At 44.9% G+C, this 17,322-nt stretch carries 17 protein-coding genes; 14 read left to right on the top strand and 3 right to left on the bottom strand.

Annotation, left to right across the window (positions count from 1 at the left end):
- Positions 1-174: 174 nt before the first annotated feature.
- The 3 genes from cmoB to AB4484_RS14300 form a co-directional block, all read right to left on the bottom strand.
- The gene (cmoB, locus tag AB4484_RS14310) at positions 175-1,146 is read right to left on the bottom strand and encodes a tRNA 5-methoxyuridine(34)/uridine 5-oxyacetic acid(34) synthase CmoB (protein ID WP_009846365.1); all 972 of its coding nucleotides are present in this window, start codon (positions 1,144-1,146) and stop codon (positions 175-177) included.
- Positions 1,147-1,332: 186 nt separating this feature from the next.
- Positions 1,333-2,061, bottom strand: coding sequence for a carboxy-S-adenosyl-L-methionine synthase CmoA (cmoA, locus tag AB4484_RS14305; RefSeq protein ID WP_017062083.1), 729 nt, complete (start codon positions 2,059-2,061; stop codon positions 1,333-1,335).
- Positions 2,062-2,200: 139 nt separating this feature from the next.
- Positions 2,201-3,106 (bottom strand): DUF72 domain-containing protein, encoded by a 906-nt coding sequence (locus AB4484_RS14300; RefSeq protein ID WP_372078808.1) that lies wholly within the window; start codon positions 3,104-3,106, stop codon positions 2,201-2,203.
- Between the two features lie 314 nt (positions 3,107-3,420).
- On the opposite strand from AB4484_RS14300, the gene aspS reads away from it, so the two are divergent.
- From aspS to tolB, 14 genes are all read left to right on the top strand, one after another.
- Positions 3,421-5,199: an aspartate--tRNA ligase gene (gene aspS, locus AB4484_RS14295; protein WP_017062081.1), complete on the top strand. Its 1,779-nt coding sequence runs from the start codon at positions 3,421-3,423 to the stop codon at positions 5,197-5,199.
- A 170-nt stretch (positions 5,200-5,369) separates the two neighbouring features.
- A complete protein-coding gene (gene ruvC, locus AB4484_RS14290; RefSeq protein WP_004736470.1) occupies positions 5,370-5,891 on the top strand; it encodes a crossover junction endodeoxyribonuclease RuvC in 522 nt (173 codons plus the stop codon).
- Between the two features lie 196 nt (positions 5,892-6,087).
- A complete protein-coding gene (locus tag AB4484_RS14285; protein ID WP_050621823.1) occupies positions 6,088-7,548 on the top strand; it encodes a methyl-accepting chemotaxis protein in 1,461 nt (486 codons plus the stop codon).
- A gap of 92 nt (positions 7,549-7,640) precedes the next feature.
- Positions 7,641-8,252, top strand: coding sequence for a Holliday junction branch migration protein RuvA (gene ruvA, locus AB4484_RS14280; protein ID WP_017062079.1), 612 nt, complete (start codon positions 7,641-7,643; stop codon positions 8,250-8,252).
- 103 nt (positions 8,253-8,355) lie between these two features.
- On the top strand, positions 8,356-9,372 hold the full coding sequence (gene ruvB / locus AB4484_RS14275) for a Holliday junction branch migration DNA helicase RuvB (protein ID WP_017062078.1): 1,017 nt from the start codon (positions 8,356-8,358) through the stop codon (positions 9,370-9,372).
- A gap of 552 nt (positions 9,373-9,924) precedes the next feature.
- Positions 9,925-11,511: a cytochrome ubiquinol oxidase subunit I gene (cydA, locus tag AB4484_RS14270; RefSeq protein WP_017062077.1), complete on the top strand. Its 1,587-nt coding sequence runs from the start codon at positions 9,925-9,927 to the stop codon at positions 11,509-11,511.
- A gap of 13 nt (positions 11,512-11,524) precedes the next feature.
- The gene (gene cydB, locus AB4484_RS14265; protein WP_372078806.1) at positions 11,525-12,661 is read left to right on the top strand and encodes a cytochrome d ubiquinol oxidase subunit II; all 1,137 of its coding nucleotides are present in this window, start codon (positions 11,525-11,527) and stop codon (positions 12,659-12,661) included.
- Positions 12,662-12,692: 31 nt separating this feature from the next.
- Positions 12,693-12,800: a cytochrome bd-I oxidase subunit CydX gene (gene cydX, locus AB4484_RS14260; protein WP_000270284.1), complete on the top strand. Its 108-nt coding sequence runs from the start codon at positions 12,693-12,695 to the stop codon at positions 12,798-12,800.
- Positions 12,793-13,095, top strand: a complete 303-nt coding sequence (gene ybgE / locus AB4484_RS14255) for a cyd operon protein YbgE (protein ID WP_017067532.1) — start codon at positions 12,793-12,795, stop codon at positions 13,093-13,095. Before cydX ends, ybgE begins: the two co-directional genes overlap by 8 nt.
- Before the next feature lie 172 nt (positions 13,096-13,267).
- On the top strand, positions 13,268-13,705 hold the full coding sequence (gene ybgC / locus AB4484_RS14250) for a tol-pal system-associated acyl-CoA thioesterase (protein ID WP_048607289.1): 438 nt from the start codon (positions 13,268-13,270) through the stop codon (positions 13,703-13,705).
- Complete coding sequence (gene tolQ / locus AB4484_RS14245; protein WP_017062073.1) at positions 13,695-14,378, top strand: protein TolQ; 684 nt, start codon at positions 13,695-13,697, stop codon at positions 14,376-14,378. Before ybgC ends, tolQ begins: the two co-directional genes overlap by 11 nt.
- Positions 14,379-14,381: 3 nt before the next feature.
- Positions 14,382-14,825 (top strand): protein TolR, encoded by a 444-nt coding sequence (tolR, locus tag AB4484_RS14240; protein WP_372078804.1) that lies wholly within the window; start codon positions 14,382-14,384, stop codon positions 14,823-14,825.
- A gap of 13 nt (positions 14,826-14,838) precedes the next feature.
- Positions 14,839-15,906 (top strand): cell envelope integrity protein TolA, encoded by a 1,068-nt coding sequence (tolA, locus tag AB4484_RS14235; protein ID WP_372078802.1) that lies wholly within the window; start codon positions 14,839-14,841, stop codon positions 15,904-15,906.
- A gap of 12 nt (positions 15,907-15,918) precedes the next feature.
- Entirely contained in the window at positions 15,919-17,271 is a 1,353-nt protein-coding gene (tolB, locus tag AB4484_RS14230; RefSeq protein ID WP_372078800.1) for a Tol-Pal system beta propeller repeat protein TolB, read from the top strand.
- Positions 17,272-17,322 lie beyond the last annotated feature (51 nt).

The following is a 17,322-nucleotide window of genomic DNA, read 5'->3' as shown; positions in this document are numbered from 1 at the left end:
TTCAAGTTGATTCGGTATAAACATAAGTCAATTTTTGTTCAATTCGTGAGCTCAGGAAGCAAAGTTTACCGTGAAATTAACGGTGGCTTTTTGACCATGCAAGCAATTGTTTTGCTGCCTTAATACGCTTGTGTTTTATTTACTCAATATGCCACTGCTTTGTGGGCAGTAAATCTATGGCTTTGTTGCTACCAGAATCGCACGTCTCGGTGCAGGGTGACCTTCAACCGTTTTACTTGGATCGTTCGGATCGAGGTAATCTGGAAGAGAGTTGTGTGTCATCCATTCTGTGGTGCGTTGTTCACCAATTGTCGTGACATTTTCGTCAACGATTCGTACGTCTTCAAAACCAACTTGTTCTAGCCAGCGTTTCAGTGCGCGAGCTGAAGGGAAGAAGTAGACGTTTCTCATTTGCGCGTAACGGTCAACAGGAACCAGTACCGCATTTTCGTCGCCTTCGATAACCAAGGTTTCAAGAACCAGTTCACCGCCAGACACCAATTGGTCTTTTAGTTGAATCAAGTGGTCCAGTGGTGAACGACGATGGTAAAGCACGCCCATGCTAAATACCGTGTCGTAGGCTTCTAGCTTTGGCAGCTGCTCAATACCTAGAGGTAATAGGTGAGCTCGTTGGTCATCGCCCATCAACTTACGAATTGCTTCAAACTGAACCAAGAACAGGTGAGAAGGATCGATACCAACCGTTAAGCGGGCACCTTCACCCAGCATGCGCCACATGTGGTAACCATTGCCACAACCTACATCGAGAACCGAACGGTTTTTCAATGGAGAGATATGTGGAAGCACACGATCCCATTTCCAATCACTGCGCCATTCAGTATCGATATGAATATCGTGAACCGTGTAAGGTCCTTTTCTCCATGGGTGGAACGTCTTTAATAGGCTTTCTAGCTTTTTAAGTTCGCCCGTGTGGAACGGTGTTGAGCTGCCAATCGTCACTGAGTTTTTCAGGTCAACTTGGTCTGGCACACCCTGTGGAATCTTGTTTAGTGCACGTAACCAGCGGTCAAAGTCACCGTGCTCTGCATTTTGCCAATCGGTCAGTTGCTGTGGCAGGACATTTAGCCACGGCTGAAGGCGAGTATCTTGGGCAATAAGTTGATAAAAATTGGCAAAATTAAACATAGGTTTTCACTGAGTTGGTGGTGTAGAAATTAAATTTGTCACTCCATTAAGAGTGTGGACAAACATGTTAGGGAATCTCGTTTATCGTGTTTGATAAGAGATCCCCAACTCGCTCGTTCCTCGCTCTTGAGGATGACATTTTAGTACGTGCTAACGGTGTCGCGACGGTTACGTAATCGAAAATGTTTACTTTATCGCGAACATTGAACCAAAGTTGAAACATTGGAACCAGACTTCGCTGCTTGAGAAGCCAATCTTATCAAATCGCTCTCTGTGAACAGGGATCGAATCCGGGCGCATCACGTTTTCAATGGCGCTACGTTTCTGACTTACTTCTAGCTCGCTGTACCCGTTAGCACGTTTGAAATCATGGTGCAGGTCGATAAGCAGTTCATTTGAACTTTCATCTTCGAATACGTATTTTTCTGACAGGATTAAGATCCCGCCTGGGCGCAAGCCAGCATGAATTTTCTCAAGCAGAGCGTATCGATCGTCCGGAGAAAGAAATTGCAGCGTAAAGTTAAGCACCACAACAGAAGCGTCTTTGATTTCCACTTCACGGATGTCGGCTTCAATCACTTCTACCGGCGTGTCACTGCGGTAAGCATTAACGTGCAACTTGCAGCGCTCAACCATGGCTTCTGAATTATCGATCGCGAAAATCGTGCAGCCTTCTTGCTGAATGTGACGACGCATAGAAAGTGTCGCAGCACCAAGCGAGCAGCCAAGGTCGTAAATATTTGAATGTGGCTTTACAAAGCGCTCAGCCAGCATGCCGATTGCAGAGATGATATTGCTATAGCCAGGCACCGAACGTTGAATCATATCCGGAAATACTTCAGCAACCCTTGCATCAAAGGTGAAGTCTCCAATTTTATCAATAGGAGCGGAAAAGATATTGTCTGTGTTGCTCATAGCATTTTCTCTCGACAGTCAGCGTAATTGGCACAAAATTCGTACCAAATAAAAGGGGACGTATTTTACGTAAAAAAAGCGCCACTGTCACGAAAACTGAGATTTAGCTCAAGGTTCGAAGTTACTTATAGGTGATGGGTTAAAACATCGAGATTTGGTGATTGCCTTTTTGTGCTGGAAACTGAGCCAGATCGGGCAGTAATAATGATGTATTTTCAGACACTTGCTTTTGTAGTCGCTTGTAAATAGCAATCGCAAGTTCGGGCGCGTGGTTATTGTCTGGGGTATGGATCATTAAATAGGGTTGTTTGCCTTCATTAAGCCAGTTTGGGATTTTGGCAAACCAAGGCTTAAAAAACTCAATATTAGGTTCTTGGTCTGGGTGACCAATAAATCGAATCATTGGGTTATTGGCGGTCGCAATTGCATGAACAGGAACACGCGGCTTTTTCTGATGCGCATCGATCACCGCTTCTGTGGTGGGTGGCGCAGAGAAAACGGGGCGGCTGTCCATAATTATGCGATTGATGCCTTCCTCAACCAGCCATTGGTTGAAGCGTTTTTCCGCATCGCCCTTATCAAAGAAACCCAAGTGTCGAACTTCGACGCCAAGCTGCATATCTTTTGGGAATAAGGTGCAAAACTTTTGTAGGGCAGGCAGCATGCTGGGCTCAAAACTGTGCGGCAGCTGAATCGTCCATTGACCAATGCGGTCATGCAGTGGCGACATCGTCATCAAGAACTCTTTGAGTTCGGCTTGGCAGTGTCTCAGTTGTTGCTGGTGGGTGATAAATTTAGGTAGCTTAAACGTGAACCTGAAATCATCGTGACTCGCGGCTTTCCAGTTATGTACGGTAGACATACTTGGCGTAGCGTAAAAGGTCGTGTTGCCCTCGACGGTATGAAAAACTTGCGTGTACTTTTCTAAGCGTTCAGCAGGCTTGGTTCCCTTGCCATAGAACTGACTTTGCCACTCAGAGTGAGACCACATGGTTAATCCAAGTCTTAGAGGTAAAGTTTCTGTTGTTATTACACGATCATCCATCTATTACACCGTTATCCATCACGCCATCAGTCATTACAAAAAGTTATTTGGTTGAAATGAAAATCTACTTTACGAGAGTTTTGCTGATTAAGGTACTTTCGAGATATAATTATCGCAATTTTTTCGGTTTTGATGAATCTTTGCGCACTTGATGGGCTAAAAAGCAGCAAAGCCAGATAAAACACAATAAATTCGAATGTGGAAGGTCGATTTTAAGCGAGTTTCCGCGTATAAATGTTCCTTTGCTCTGTTGTGTGGAATGACCACTGACAGCTTGGAAATTAGTAAATAATTAAGAGATTGGGAAATTCATTATGCGTACCCATTACTGTGGTAACCTGAACAAGTCCCTGGCGGGACAAACTGTAGAATTGTGCGGCTGGGTAAACCGTCGCCGTGATTTAGGCGGTCTTATCTTTATTGATATGCGTGATCGTGAAGGCATCGTTCAGGTTGTTGTCGATCCAGATATGAAAGATATCTTCCCGATCGCTAACCAACTGCGTAATGAATTCTGTATCAAGTTTACTGGTGAAGTACGTGTTCGTCCGGACAGCCAAGTAAATAAAGACATGGCTACTGGTGAAGTAGAACTTTACGCGACTGGTCTAGAGATCATCAACCGTTCAGAAGCACTTCCACTAGACTTCAACCAAACGAACTCTGAAGAGCAGCGTCTTAAGTACCGTTACATCGATCTTCGTCGTCCAGAAATGAGCGACCGTATCAAGCTTCGTGCACGTGCTTCTAGCTTCGTTCGTCGTTTCCTAGATGAGAACCTATTCCTAGACATCGAAACGCCAGTACTAACGAAAGCGACACCAGAAGGTGCTCGTGACTACCTAGTACCAAGCCGTGTTCACAAAGGTAGCTTCTACGCACTTCCTCAATCTCCTCAGCTGTTCAAGCAACTGCTGATGATGTCTGGTTTTGACCGTTACTACCAAATCGTTAAATGTTTCCGTGATGAAGATTTACGTGCTGACCGTCAGCCTGAATTTACTCAAATCGATATCGAAACATCTTTCATGACTTCTCAAGAAGTACGTAACGTGACTGAGAAGCTTGTTCACGATATGTGGAAAGAACTTCTAGATGTTGAACTGGGTCAATTCCCAGTAATGCCTTTCTCTGAAGCGATTCGTCGTTTCGGTTCTGATAAGCCAGATCTACGTAACCCTCTAGAGCTAGTTGACGTTGCTGACTTGGTTAAAGACGTTGAGTTCAAAGTATTCTCTGGCCCAGCTAACGACGAAAAAGGTCGCGTAGCGGTTATCCGTGTTCCAGGTGGTGCTAAGCTAACTCGTAAGCAAATCGACGGTTACGCTGAACACGTAAACATCTACGGCGCGAAAGGCCTAGCTTGGATGAAGGTTAACGACCGTGCTGCAGGCATGGAAGGTATTCAATCTCCAGTTGCTAAGTTCCTAAGCGAAGACGTAATCAACGGTATTCTAGATCGCACTCAAGCTGAATCTGGCGATATCATTCTGTTCGGCGCAGACAAAGCGGGCATCGTTGCTGAAGCAATGGGCGCACTTCGTCTTAAACTAGGTACTGATCTAGAGCTAACAGACACATCTGCATGGGCTCCACTGTGGGTTGTTGACTTCCCAATGTTTGAAGAAGACGGCGAAGGTAACCTACACGCAATGCACCACCCATTCACATCACCACTAGGTGTGAATGCGGAAGAGCTTAAAGCGAACCCAGCAGCAGCAAATTCTGATGCATACGACATGGTAATCAACGGCTACGAAGTAGGCGGCGGTTCTGTACGTATTCACAACGCAGAAATGCAAACGGCGGTATTCGGTATCCTAGGTATCGAAGCACAAGAGCAGCAAGAGAAGTTCGGCTTCCTACTTGAAGCACTTAAGTACGGTACGCCACCTCACGCAGGTCTAGCATTCGGTCTTGACCGTCTAGCAATGCTGCTTTGTGGTACAGAGAACATCCGTGACGTTATCGCATTCCCGAAAACAACAGCTGCAGCATGTCTACTAACAGACGCGCCAAGCCTAGCGAACCCAGCATCACTGGAAGAGCTAGCAATCGCAGTTAAATTGGCAGAGAAAAAAGAGCAAGCGTAAGCCTGTTATCTTTTCTTGTTGATGAAGAGATCCTCGTTGATAGAGAGCTCTTAATTAATTAGCCAGACTAGCCAGTAAATTAGAAAATGCCCGTTAATTTGACGGGCATTTTTTTTTGCGTTCGATATACTAAGCTCATAAAGCATGTATAAATAATCAGTATTGAAGTTATGTCTATTATCTTAGGGATTGACCCTGGCTCACGCATTACCGGTTACGGTGTTATTCGTCAAAATGGCCGCCACTTATATTACTTAGGGAGTGGCTGCATTCGAACCTCAGAAAAAGAATTGCCGGGCCGACTCAAACAAATCTACGCCGGTGTGAGCGAAATCATCACTCAGTTTCAGCCGGATGTGTTTGCGATAGAACAGGTCTTCATGGCTAAGAATGCGGATTCTGCACTTAAGCTGGGTCAAGCTCGTGGCAGCGCGATAGTGGCAGCGGTAAATGCGGATCTGCCCGTTCATGAATATGCGGCTCGTTTAATCAAACAAGCGGTGACAGGCAATGGTGGTGCTGACAAGTCGATGGTGCAGAATATGGTGATGAGCATGCTTAAGTTGCCTGCCAAACCACAGGCCGATGCTGCCGATGCTCTAGGCGTAGCGATCACTCACGCCAACACCAATAAAACCTTGGTTGCACTGGCAGGTAAAGCGACAGGCGCGAGAAAAGGGCGCTACCGTTAATTCCATCCCTCAATTTTCTGAAAGCTTGCATTACTTGAGCCTGACGCCCTGTTTGGCTCATATCAAAACAATACGCACCTAAATCCTTGATGAAATGAGATCTTTCGAACATAACCCAGATAATAACATTGCGTATCATTTAACATGTTATTAACATTGGTCGGAGGTCTTACAAGTTAATCAAGGATGATCACTGATGAACCCAATCAAGCTGTGGCGCGCGCTGTTTCTACCCAAAAGTAATGGATGGAATAGCAACGAAGTCAGACAAGCGGATATCTTATTACTTTTCACTTTTATCGCATTCTTCGTGGGTGTCTACAGCCTCATTAAGTGGACCAAGCATGAAGAGCAATTGCTGGTCGCCACTTCCATATTTCTTATCGCCTTTGAATTAGTTTCTGCACTGCTATTACGCATTACCCGAAAGCCCAGTTTGGCATTGAACTTTGGCTTTGTCGGCATGGCGGTGCACGCCCTGAATATCATCTATCAAAGCGGTGGTGTGGTTGAGTCTACTCAGGCTTATTGGGTGCCGTTGTTAGTGGTTGCTTTTTTCCTGTCAGGAACTCGAATTGTCGCCCTTGTATGGAGTGGGTTAGTGATTGGCGTTTCTTTGGTGATGACTTCAGCTCATCTTGATGGCTTTGAATTTCCGCAGTTAGTGCTTACTCCGGAAGCGGTAGTGGTTGAGACGTGGTCTGGTGTGATCATGCCGCTGGTGGTGATTTGCATTGCGCAAGCCTTTACTGCTAAGCAAAAAGAGGTGGCGATTGAAATGGCAGAAGATGCGATTTCGGAAAGCCAACAGATTGCCAATCAAGCGACGCAAAGCGAAGGTCGACTTTCCATTGTCCTTGACCAAGCGAACTCAAACTCTGAAAGCTTACAGGGCGTCTCTGTCCATTTAGATCAGCAGTCTCAAGACCTGCATGCTCAAGTTGAAGTGTTGAACATCAATTGCGAATCTCAGGCGAGTGCAGCAGAACAGATGAGCCAACAACTGCATCAAATGACTCAAGGCATCGAGGAATCTAATTCATTTGTGGGTGAGCTAAAAGAGCGTAGCGAAGCCGTGGGAACGAAAGCGCAAAAGAGCTCAGAATCATTAGAAGCCTCAACCAGTGCGATCAGCCAGATAATTCAAAGTAATCAAGAAATCATGAAAGTCGCTGATTTGATTACCTCGGTTGCGGAGCAAACCAACCTATTAGCACTCAATGCAGCTATAGAAGCGGCTCGTGCTGGTGAGCAAGGGCGAGGTTTTGCGGTAGTTGCTGACCAAGTGAGAGAGCTATCGGCGAAAAGCAGCCATTCCGCGATAGAAATTCGAACCTTATTAGACCGAAGTAAAGAAGAAGTGGAGCATGGCAGAGCCATCATTGAAACCACGGCCAATGAAATGAACGGTATTATCTCCGAGGTGCAAACCATCTCGACCGACGTTAACCAACTGACTAATATTATGGCGATGCAGATGAGCTCATTGAAAGAACTCGATCTCGCGAGTTCAGAAGTGGCACAGAGCGTTGCAGAAACCAAATCCGTGTCAGGTTTAGTCGCTAATTATGGTTCTGAACTGACCGGGCATGTCACCTCAGTAAAAGAACTGGTCGAAAGCTTAAACAGCGTGGTTTCCCAAGCTAAGCAAGCTTAAATAAATCATCCTAATAAACACAAAGAACTGGATAAGCATCCAGTTCTTTTATATTCTGTCCCTCAAATTATATTCCATCAAGAGAGTGAATTGTGATCGGACGTCTACGCGGTACATTAATAGAAAAACAGCCACCAGAATTACTAATCGAAGTGAGTGGCGTTGGCTATGAAGTTCAAATGCCAATGAGCTGTTTTTATGAATTACCAAACGTGGGCGAAGAGGCAATCATCTACACGCACTTTGTTGTACGTGAAGATGCGCAGCTACTTTATGGTTTTAACACGGTTAAAGAGCGTGCGCTGTTCCGTGAAGTGATCAAAGCAAACGGTGTGGGTCCTAAGCTTGGCCTTGGCATTCTTTCAGGCATGACTGCTAGCCAGTTTGTGCAGAGTGTTGAGCGTGAAGACATCTCGACGCTGGTTAAACTTCCGGGTGTGGGTAAGAAAACCGCTGAACGTCTGGTTGTTGAAATGAAAGACCGCCTGAAAGGGTGGGGCGCAGGTGACCTGTTTACTCCAGCGACGGATGCAGCTCCGATTGATTCTATGCCTACCGTTCACGACGCGGAAGAAGAAGCGGTAAGTGCACTACTTGCATTAGGCTACAAGCCGACTCAAGCTTCTAAGGTGGTTTCTCAAGTGGCTAAAGATGGCATGACCAGCGAGCAGTTGATTCGCGAAGCTCTGAAATCGATGGTTTAATACCCGATATACTTGTTCGACAAAATAGACTCATTCACTTTGCCTTTACACAGAGTCAAGAAGCGCAGAGTCAAGAAGCGCATAGTTAGGAATAGCAGAATTTATGATTGAAGCCGATCGCCTTATTGCACCGGATAACCCAGTATTCAAAGATGAAGATGTCATTGATCGTGCAATACGCCCTAAAGCACTTGCTGACTATCAAGGTCAGGATCACGTTCGTGGCCAGATGGAGATTTTCATCAAAGCGGCACAACTGCGTAACGAGGCGCTCGACCATCTGTTGATATTTGGCCCTCCAGGCTTGGGTAAAACCACATTGGCGAACATTGTTGCCAATGAAATGGACGTCAACATTCGTACGACTTCAGGCCCTGTTCTAGAAAAAGCAGGCGACCTAGCGGCGTTACTGACCAATCTTGAAGAAAATGATGTCCTGTTCATTGATGAGATTCACCGTTTAAGCCCTGTGGTTGAAGAGGTGTTGTACCCAGCAATGGAAGACTACCAATTAGATATCATGATTGGTGAAGGCCCAGCGGCACGCTCTATCAAGATCGACCTTCCTCCTTTTACTTTGATTGGCGCAACCACTCGTGCTGGCTCACTGACATCGCCGTTACGTGACCGTTTTGGTATTACTCAGCGTCTTGAGTACTACAAGGTTGAAGATCTACAAAACATCGTTCAGCGCAGTGCAGATTGCCTTGGTCTTTCTATGGAGTCCGAAGGGGCGCTAGAAGTTGCTCGCCGAGCTCGTGGTACGCCACGTATTGCTAACCGTCTACTGCGCCGTGTTCGTGATTATGCGGAAGTAAAAGGGGACGGACATATTTGTCCAGAGGTTGCTGACAAAGCGCTAAACATGTTGGATGTCGATGCTAAAGGTTTCGACTACATGGATAGAAAGCTTCTGCTGGCGATTATGGAGAAGTTTGGTGGTGGTCCGGTTGGTATCGACAACATGGCTGCCGCGATTGGTGAAGAGAGAGACACCATTGAAGATGTCTTAGAACCTTACTTGATTCAACAAGGTTACCTACAAAGAACGCCAAGAGGTCGAATCGCGACCGACAGAGCATATTTACACTTCGGAATAGATAAGCCGTCTAATCGTTAAATTATTCATTTTTAAAGATCCCAGTTGCATAAGCGCTGGGATTTTTTGCTTTTTACTGAATAACAACTCTTTGAGCGAGTCGATAAAAAGACTGAATAGCGGTCATCAAAAATGAAAACTTTGATTGCAGGTTTGATTTGGCTAACAAAAAATGAAATAAGTTGTCATATTTTTTGTTAATACTTTATAGGTAGTTGTAATTCGTATGTTGAGGCGGTGCTGAGCTTTTGTCACAGATATCATGCGCTGTTATTAACTGAGGCTAAATTGGTGTGATTTTAATCATGATTGTTCAAAAATAACTCTAATTTGCTCGAATAAAATTGATACAAATCAACGCAAGGTTCTCCTATAAACCTTTTGAAACATACTGATTTTACCAGTAATATTAGCGCCAGCTATATTAGCTCATGCTTAACAATAATCTAACTATAACGGTACGTTTTTGCTACAAATTTCAATTTGTAATAACAATTGCACAAATTGTTTTAACATGGATTTTTGCGGTGAATAATCACACAAGTGTCATTCAGCCGACACAAAGGAGTTACCATGATTGATGTTGTTGATCTGTCGCGATTGCAATTTGCATTTACAGCGATGTATCACTTCCTATTTGTTCCACTGACACTAGGTATGGCATTTCTACTTGCCATTATGGAGTCAGTTTATGTAATGACTGGCAAGCAAATTTACAAGGACATGACTAAGTTCTGGGGTAAATTGTTTGGTATTAACTTTGCTCTTGGTGTAGCGACAGGCTTAACCATGGAGTTCCAGTTCGGTACTAACTGGTCTTACTATTCTCACTATGTTGGCGACATCTTTGGTGCTCCGCTGGCTATCGAAGCGCTTGTTGCATTCTTCCTAGAGTCTACTTTTGTTGGTCTTTTCTTCTTCGGTTGGGACAGATTGTCGAAGCGTCAACACTTAGCGGTAACTTGGTTAGTAGCACTTGGTTCTAACTTCTCTGCGCTTTGGATCTTGGTAGCTAACGGCTGGATGCAAAACCCAGTGGGTGCGGAGTTTAACTTTGAAACTATGCGTATGGAAATGGTGAGCTTCGCTGAAGTTGTACTAAACCCAGTAGCACAGGTTAAATTCGTACACACAGTAGCGTCTGGTTACACAACGGGTGCAATGTTCATCCTTGGTATCAGCTCATACTACATTCTTAAAGGTCGTGACCTTGCCTTTGCTCGTCGCTCTTTCGCGATTGCAGCATCTTTCGGTATGGCGGCGATCTTGTCAGTAATCGTACTAGGTGATGAATCTGGTTACGAGCTTGGTGAAGTTCAAAAAGTGAAGCTCGCTGCTGTAGAAGCGGAATGGCACACTGAAGAAGCACCAGCAGCATTTACTGTTTTTGGTATTCCAAACCAAGAGACAATGAATACTGACTACGCAATTAAAATTCCTTACGTAATGGGTATCATCGCAACGCGTTCGCTTGATACTGAAGTAACTGGCCTACGTGACCTACGTGATGACCACGTTGATCGTATCCGTACTGGTATGTACGCGTACGAGCTGCTTGAAAAGCTACGTGCAGGCGATAAGTCTGAAGAAAACATGGCTGCGTTCGACGAAGTGAAAGGTGACCTAGGTTACGGCTTGCTTCTTAAGCGCTACACAGACGACGTTGTTGATGCAACAGAAGACCAAATCCAAATGGCTGCGGATGATTCTATCCCAACAGTTTGGCCTCTATTCTGGTCATTCCGTCTGATGGTTGCTTGTGGCTTCATCATGCTGTTTGTATTCGGTGCTGCGTTTGTTCAAACGTGTCGTCAGAAAATCGAACAGAAACCATGGGTACTTAAAGCTGCGCTATTCTCAATCCCACTTCCTTGGATTGCGATTGAAGCAGGTTGGTTCGTTGCTGAGTTCGGTCGTCAACCATGGGCGGTTGGTGAAATCCTACCGGTTAACGTTGCTGCATCAGCACTGACTATTGAACAGCTTTGGACTTCTCTATTCGCTATCCTGGCACTTTACACAGTGTTCTTGATTGCTGAAGTTTACCTAATGCTGAAATTCGCACGTAAAGGTCCAAGTAGCTTGAAGACAGGCCGTTACCACTTCGAACAAAACGATAACTCTGTTGAAGACAAAGTTAGCCGTTCAGTTGAAGTATAAGTGAGGGAATATTATGTTTGATTACGAAAGCTTACGACTTATTTGGTGGGTATTGATCGGTGTTCTACTGGTTGGTTTCGCCGTAACTGATGGCTTTGATATGGGTGTTGCCGCTCTGTCACCTGTTATCGGTAAGAGCGACACTGAACGTCGTATTATGCTAAACACGATTGCCCCTCACTGGGATGGTAACCAAGTTTGGCTTATCACTGCGGGTGGTGCATTGTTTGCTGCATGGCCACTGGTTTACGCAACGTCGTTTTCTGGCTTCTACTTCGCAATGTACGCGACGTTAGCAGCGCTTTGGTTACGTCCACTTGCACTTGACTACCGCTCTAAGATCGAAGATCCAAAATGGCGCAAAACTTGGGACTATGCACTTTGCTTTAGTGGCGCAGTACCACCAATCATTTTCGGTGTGGCATTTGGTAACCTACTACAAGGTGTTCCATTTGAACTGAACGAATTTATGATGTCTAAGTACCATGGTACGTTCTTCGCTCTGCTTAACCCATTTGCATTGCTTTGTGGTGTGTTGGCTCTGATGTTGTTCGTGATGCAAGGTGCAACATGGCTTCAAATGAAGACAACAGAAGAGCTGTACGCTCGTGCTCGTAACGTTGCTCAGATCACTGGCCTAATTGCTATTGCTCTATTCGTTATTGGTGGTTTCTGGGTTCAATCTATCGAAGGCTATGTAATTACGAGCACTATCGATACGTTTGCTGACTCAAACCCATTAAACAAAGAAGTATCACTTCAAGTGGGTGCTTGGATGACAAACTTCGAAACATATCCAGCAATGTGGGCTGCGCCGATCCTTGGTGTAGCGATGCCACTGCTTGCTGTGATTGCATCTCGCTTTGAGCGTGGTGGTTTCGCATTCTTGTTCTCAAGCCTATCGAACGCTGGTGTTATTTTAACGGCTGGTTTTGCAATGTTCCCATTCGTAATGCCATCAAGCCTGAACCCTAACCAAAGCTTGACTATGTGGGATTCAACAGCGAGTGAGCTAACGCTTGGTCTTATGACTGTCGTTGCGGCGGTAATGGTTCCTGTGATTCTTGGCTACACAACTTGGACATACTACAAAATGTTCGGTCGTCTAGATAAGAAACACATCGAAGATAACGACGTTTCAGCTTACTAAGCTAGAAGTTAAATAACTTAGGAGAAATTTTATGTGGTATTTCGCATGGATTTTGGGTGTACTTCTAGCATGTGCATTCGGCATCATCAATGCTCTATGGCTAGAGCATTCAGAAATGATGGACAAAGACAGTGAGTAATCTCGCAGAGCAAATCGCTAAGCTGCATCAACCAATGGATAAGACTCTGCTTAGAGCCTTATCCCTAGTATTGGGTTTCATGCATGTGGGTTTAGTGATGTGGGATCCTGAAGCGTATGCGACAAGCATCGGTGGCTTTAACGCGATCATCGGGCCAATGTTCATTTGGGCAGTGTGCTCAAGCATGGTTTACGGTATCGGATTTAAGCCAAGAGCTTGGATGTGGCAGCTACTGTTTAGCCCATATGTTTCACTCACAATTTTGCTCTACCTAACGACGCTGCGCCTTCTATAAAAGGCAAAGGATTTAGGTTCATAACAACGTGAGCCTTTATACTTGTTGGGTTTTTAGCCAAAAAGAGGTCATCTTATACAGATGGCCTTTTTTTTCGTCTCTCAAATCAAAAAATTCACAGCGATATACTATTAATGATAAGGAGTTAGGTTATAGTGAGATCTTTATCGTTTTGGATTGTGGTATCAAATTGCAGGGATTATCTAAGCCATTTTCGTGGCCAGTGACAGTGTATTACGAAGACACCGATGCGGGTGGCGTTGTATACCATTCAAACTATCTTAAGTTTTTCGAACGCGCTCGAACTGAGATGCTGCGCTCAATTGGCGTTTCTCAGCAAGTATTGTTAGAACAAAACATCGGTTTTGTAGTCCGACATATGGACATTGATTTTATTCAAGGCGCGCGTCTTGATGATTCTTTACAAGTCATTACAAATATTTACGAGTTGAAGCGAGCTACCTTGGTCTTCTGTCAAGAGATCGTAAATCCTGATGGCAAGGCATTGTGTAAAGCAATGGTTAAGGTAGCATGTATCGATAATCAAAAAATGAAACCCAAAGCAATGCCAACATTTATTCTCACGGAGCTAACGAATAGTGACTGCTGAAATCTCAATCTTAGGCCTAATTTTAGAAGCTAGTTTACTAGTTAAGATGGTCATGCTGACTCTTATGGGCATGTCTGTTGTTTCTTGGGCGATGATCATAAAAAGAAGTAAAGTGTTATCTCAAGCTTCTAAACAAACAGAAGTGTTTGAAGACAAATTTTGGTCAGGCGTTGATCTTGCAAAACTGTACCAAGAGAGCAACAAACGCAAAGACGAGCTTTCTGGTACTGAAGAAATTTTCTACGCAGGCTTTACTGAGTTCGCTCGCCTTCGTAAATCGAATGCAACATCACCTGACTTCATTATGGAAGGCACTGGCCGTGCGATGCGCGTTGCCGTTGCTCGTGAAGTTGATGAACTAGAAACTAACTTACCTTTCTTGGCGACTGTTGGCTCTATCAGCCCATACATCGGCCTATTTGGTACGGTTTGGGGCATCATGCACTCATTCATCGCATTAGGTGAAGTGAAGCAAGCGACGCTCGCAATGGTTGCTCCTGGTATTGCAGAAGCACTGATCGCAACAGCAATGGGTCTATTCGCTGCGATTCCAGCGGTAATGGCGTACAACCGCTTCAGCAGCCGAGTAGGCAAGTTAGAGCACAACTACGCGACTTTCTCTGAAGAGTTCCACAGCATTCTTCACCGTCAAGCGATGGCTGGCAGGGAATAATAGATGGCTGGATACCAACCTAAAAAACGTAAAATGACAGCAGAGATTAACGTTGTACCTTACATCGACGTTATGCTTGTTTTGCTGATCATTTTTATGGTGACTTCACCGTTTGTGACTCAAGGTGTCGACGTTGAATTGCCTCAGGCTTCAACGGCTAAGTCTGCACAAGACCTATTGGGTGACGACAACGCGAGCTTTATTATAGTTGAAGTGAACAAAGACGGTGAGCTTGGTTTGAGCGTGAATGACGCAGAAGTACAACGTGGCTTATCTATGGAAGATATTATCGTCCGAGTGAAAGCTGAGTTGTCTTTGAAGCCGAATTCTCCAGTGGCGGTTGGCGGTGATGCCGCAACGCCTTACGCTGAAGTGGTTTTATTACTTGATGAATTAAGCCGTGCAGGTGTGCCAAAGGTTGGCCTTTTAACGGATATAAGGGAATAGCTCCGTAGCATTCATGAAAGCGACTAATAAAAAATCCAATAGTTTCAGAAAACCGCTTCTTATTTCACTTGGGCTGCACGTCATTTTATTCGTTGCGCTCATTTGGGGAGCGGATTTCACGATGTCAGAACCTAAGCCGACAGGTCAGATGGTTCAAGCTGTGGTGATTGATCCTCAGTTGGTTCGCCAGCAAGCTCAACAGATTCGTCAACAACGAGAAGCTGCGAGCAAGAAAGAGCAAGAACGTCTAGACAAACTCAGACGTGAAAGCGAGCGACTTGAAAAGAATCGTAAAGTGGAAGAAGAAAATATCCGTAAGCTAAAAGAGCAACAAGCGAAGGATGCAAAAGCCGCTCGAGAGGCTGAAAAGCGACGTGTCGAGAACGAGAAGAAACGCAAAGCTGAAGAAGCGCGTTTACAGCAAGAGCAAAAGAAAGCCGCTAAAGCAGAAGCTGACCGCAAGTTAAAAGAAGCGGCGTTGGTGAAAGCTGAAAACGAGCGTAAAGCCAAAGAAGCTGCTATCGCGAAAGCTGAACAAGAACGCGTGGCAAAAGAAAAAGCCGCACAAGAGGCAGCTGAAAAAGCTCGTAAAGAGAAAGAAGCCGCTGAACGCGCTGAAAAGCAGCGCATAGCGAAAGAGAAAGAAGCGGCAGCCGCAGCAGAGAAAGCCCGTAAGGCGAAGGAAGCTGCAGCAAAAGCAGAAAAAGAGCGTAAACAACAAGAAGCAGCATTGAACGATATCTTTGCTGGGCTTGAAACGGAAGCGACTCAAAACTCTTCAGCAAGACAACAATTTATTAGTGATGAAGCGCAACGTTACGGTGCTATCTATACCCAACTGATTCAACAGAACCTGTTGTTAGAAGACAGTTATCGAGGACGCTCATGTCGAGTGAACCTTAAGCTGATTCCAACTGGCTCTAACGCTATATTGGGTAGTTTAAGTATCTTAGATGGCGATAGCCGTTTGTGTGCAGCAACCAAGCGTGCGGTGGCACAAGTGCAATCTTATCCGTTGCCTAAAGACCCAGACATTGTGAACTCACTGAAAGACATTAACTTAACTGTATCACCAGAGTAAAAGGACGAACTTGTGTTAAAAAAACTATTACTGAGTTTTGTTTTTGTAATAGCGACAAGCAGCCAGTTTGCACATGCAGCGCTGGAGCTGGTTATTACAGACGGTATTAACTCTGCAAGACCTATCGCTATTGTACCTTTCCGTTGGGAAGGCGCAGAGCCATTGCCACACGATGTATCAGCGGTTATCGCTTCTGACTTACAACGCAGTGGTAAATTCAGCCCAGTTGCAACAAGCAAGATGCCTCAAACGCCTTACAGCGAAGGTGAGGTGAATTTTGATGCTTGGACTAACCTAGGCGTTGATTCACTGCTAACCGGTAGCATCACTAAAAATGCCGAAGGGCAGTATGTGGTGAACTACCAACTTATCGACATTGTTCGTGGTCAACTGACTAAAGGACAAAGCCGCGCACTAAGCGATGAAGGCCAATTGGTACTTTCTAAAGATCACGTGTTGTTCAACAAGAAAGCGACAGTACCTGGTAAACGCTTGAGAGAGTATGCACACCGTATCTCTGACTTAGTTTATGAAGAGCTAACCGGTGAGAAAGGCGCGTTCTTAACTCGTATTTCTTACGTAGTTGTAAACGACAAAGACAAGTACCCATATCAACTTCGTGTTGCTGACTACGATGGCTTTAACGAGCGTTTAGTCCTTCGTTCTAAGCAGCCTCTTATGTCACCTGCATGGTCACCAGACGGTAAAAAGCTAGCTTATGTGAGCTTCCAGAATGGCCAAGCTGAAATATTCATCATGAATATTTACACCGGTGAGCGTGAGAAAGTGACGTCATACCCTCGTCACAATGGTGCGCCAAGATTCTCGCCAGATGGTAAAACATTGGCATTGGTATTGTCGAAAACGGGCAGCCTTCAGGTGTACACACTTGACCTTGCTAGCCGTAAGCTGACTCAAATTACCCGCGGCCGTTCGAATAATACTGAACCATTCTGGCACCCAGATGGCAAGTCTCTTATTTTCACATCGGATCGTGGTGGTAAACCACAGATTTATAATGTAAATTTGTCAAATAATTCGACTTCTCGTATTACTTGGCAAGGTAGCCAAAACTTAGGTGGCCAGATCACTCCTGATGGTCGATTCATGATCATGGTGAATCGCAGTAACTCAGGTTTTAACTTGGCGAAACAGGATTTGGAAACTGGTGCGGTTCAGGTATTAACAAAAACATTGTTAGATGAATCTCCAAGTATTGCACCGAATGGAGGTATGGTTATCTATAGCTCTATTTACAACAAAACAAATGTACTATCGATGGTTTCTATCGATGGCCGTTTTAAAGCTAGATTACCGGCAACCAACGGACGCGTAAGAGCGCCGGCGTGGTCACCGTTTCTCTAGTGAATTTGATACATTCTTTTAGCTATTGATAGTGTTAACTATTGTGGCATT

Origin of the sequence: Vibrio sp. 10N.261.46.A3 (assembly GCF_041472995.1) — a bacterium.
GTDB classification, from domain to species: domain Bacteria; phylum Pseudomonadota; class Gammaproteobacteria; order Enterobacterales; family Vibrionaceae; genus Vibrio; species Vibrio coralliirubri.
Note: the sequence above shows the minus strand (reverse complement) of the source record. Positions and strands in the feature narration are given on the sequence as shown.

Excerpts from the sequence above, each read along its gene's own strand:
- AB4484_RS14285 (WP_050621823.1), top strand. The coding sequence starts at position 6,088 with ATGAACCCAATCAAGCTGTGGCGCGCGCTGTTTCTACCCAAAAGTAAT.
- aspS (WP_017062081.1), top strand. The coding sequence starts at position 3,421 with ATGCGTACCCATTACTGTGGTAACCTGAACAAGTCCCTGGCGGGACAA.
- tolA (WP_372078802.1), top strand. The coding sequence starts at position 14,839 with ATGAAAGCGACTAATAAAAAATCCAATAGTTTCAGAAAACCGCTTCTT.
- cmoB (WP_009846365.1), bottom strand. The coding sequence starts at position 1,146 with ATGTTTAATTTTGCCAATTTTTATCAACTTATTGCCCAAGATACTCGC.
- cydA (WP_017062077.1), top strand. The coding sequence starts at position 9,925 with ATGATTGATGTTGTTGATCTGTCGCGATTGCAATTTGCATTTACAGCG.
- AB4484_RS14300 (WP_372078808.1), bottom strand. The coding sequence starts at position 3,106 with ATGGATGATCGTGTAATAACAACAGAAACTTTACCTCTAAGACTTGGA.
- cmoA (WP_017062083.1), bottom strand. The coding sequence starts at position 2,061 with ATGAGCAACACAGACAATATCTTTTCCGCTCCTATTGATAAAATTGGA.
- cydX (WP_000270284.1), top strand. The coding sequence starts at position 12,693 with ATGTGGTATTTCGCATGGATTTTGGGTGTACTTCTAGCATGTGCATTC.
- ruvB (WP_017062078.1), top strand. The coding sequence starts at position 8,356 with ATGATTGAAGCCGATCGCCTTATTGCACCGGATAACCCAGTATTCAAA.
- tolR (WP_372078804.1), top strand. The coding sequence starts at position 14,382 with ATGGCTGGATACCAACCTAAAAAACGTAAAATGACAGCAGAGATTAAC.
- ruvC (WP_004736470.1), top strand. The coding sequence starts at position 5,370 with ATGTCTATTATCTTAGGGATTGACCCTGGCTCACGCATTACCGGTTAC.
- cydB (WP_372078806.1), top strand. The coding sequence starts at position 11,525 with ATGTTTGATTACGAAAGCTTACGACTTATTTGGTGGGTATTGATCGGT.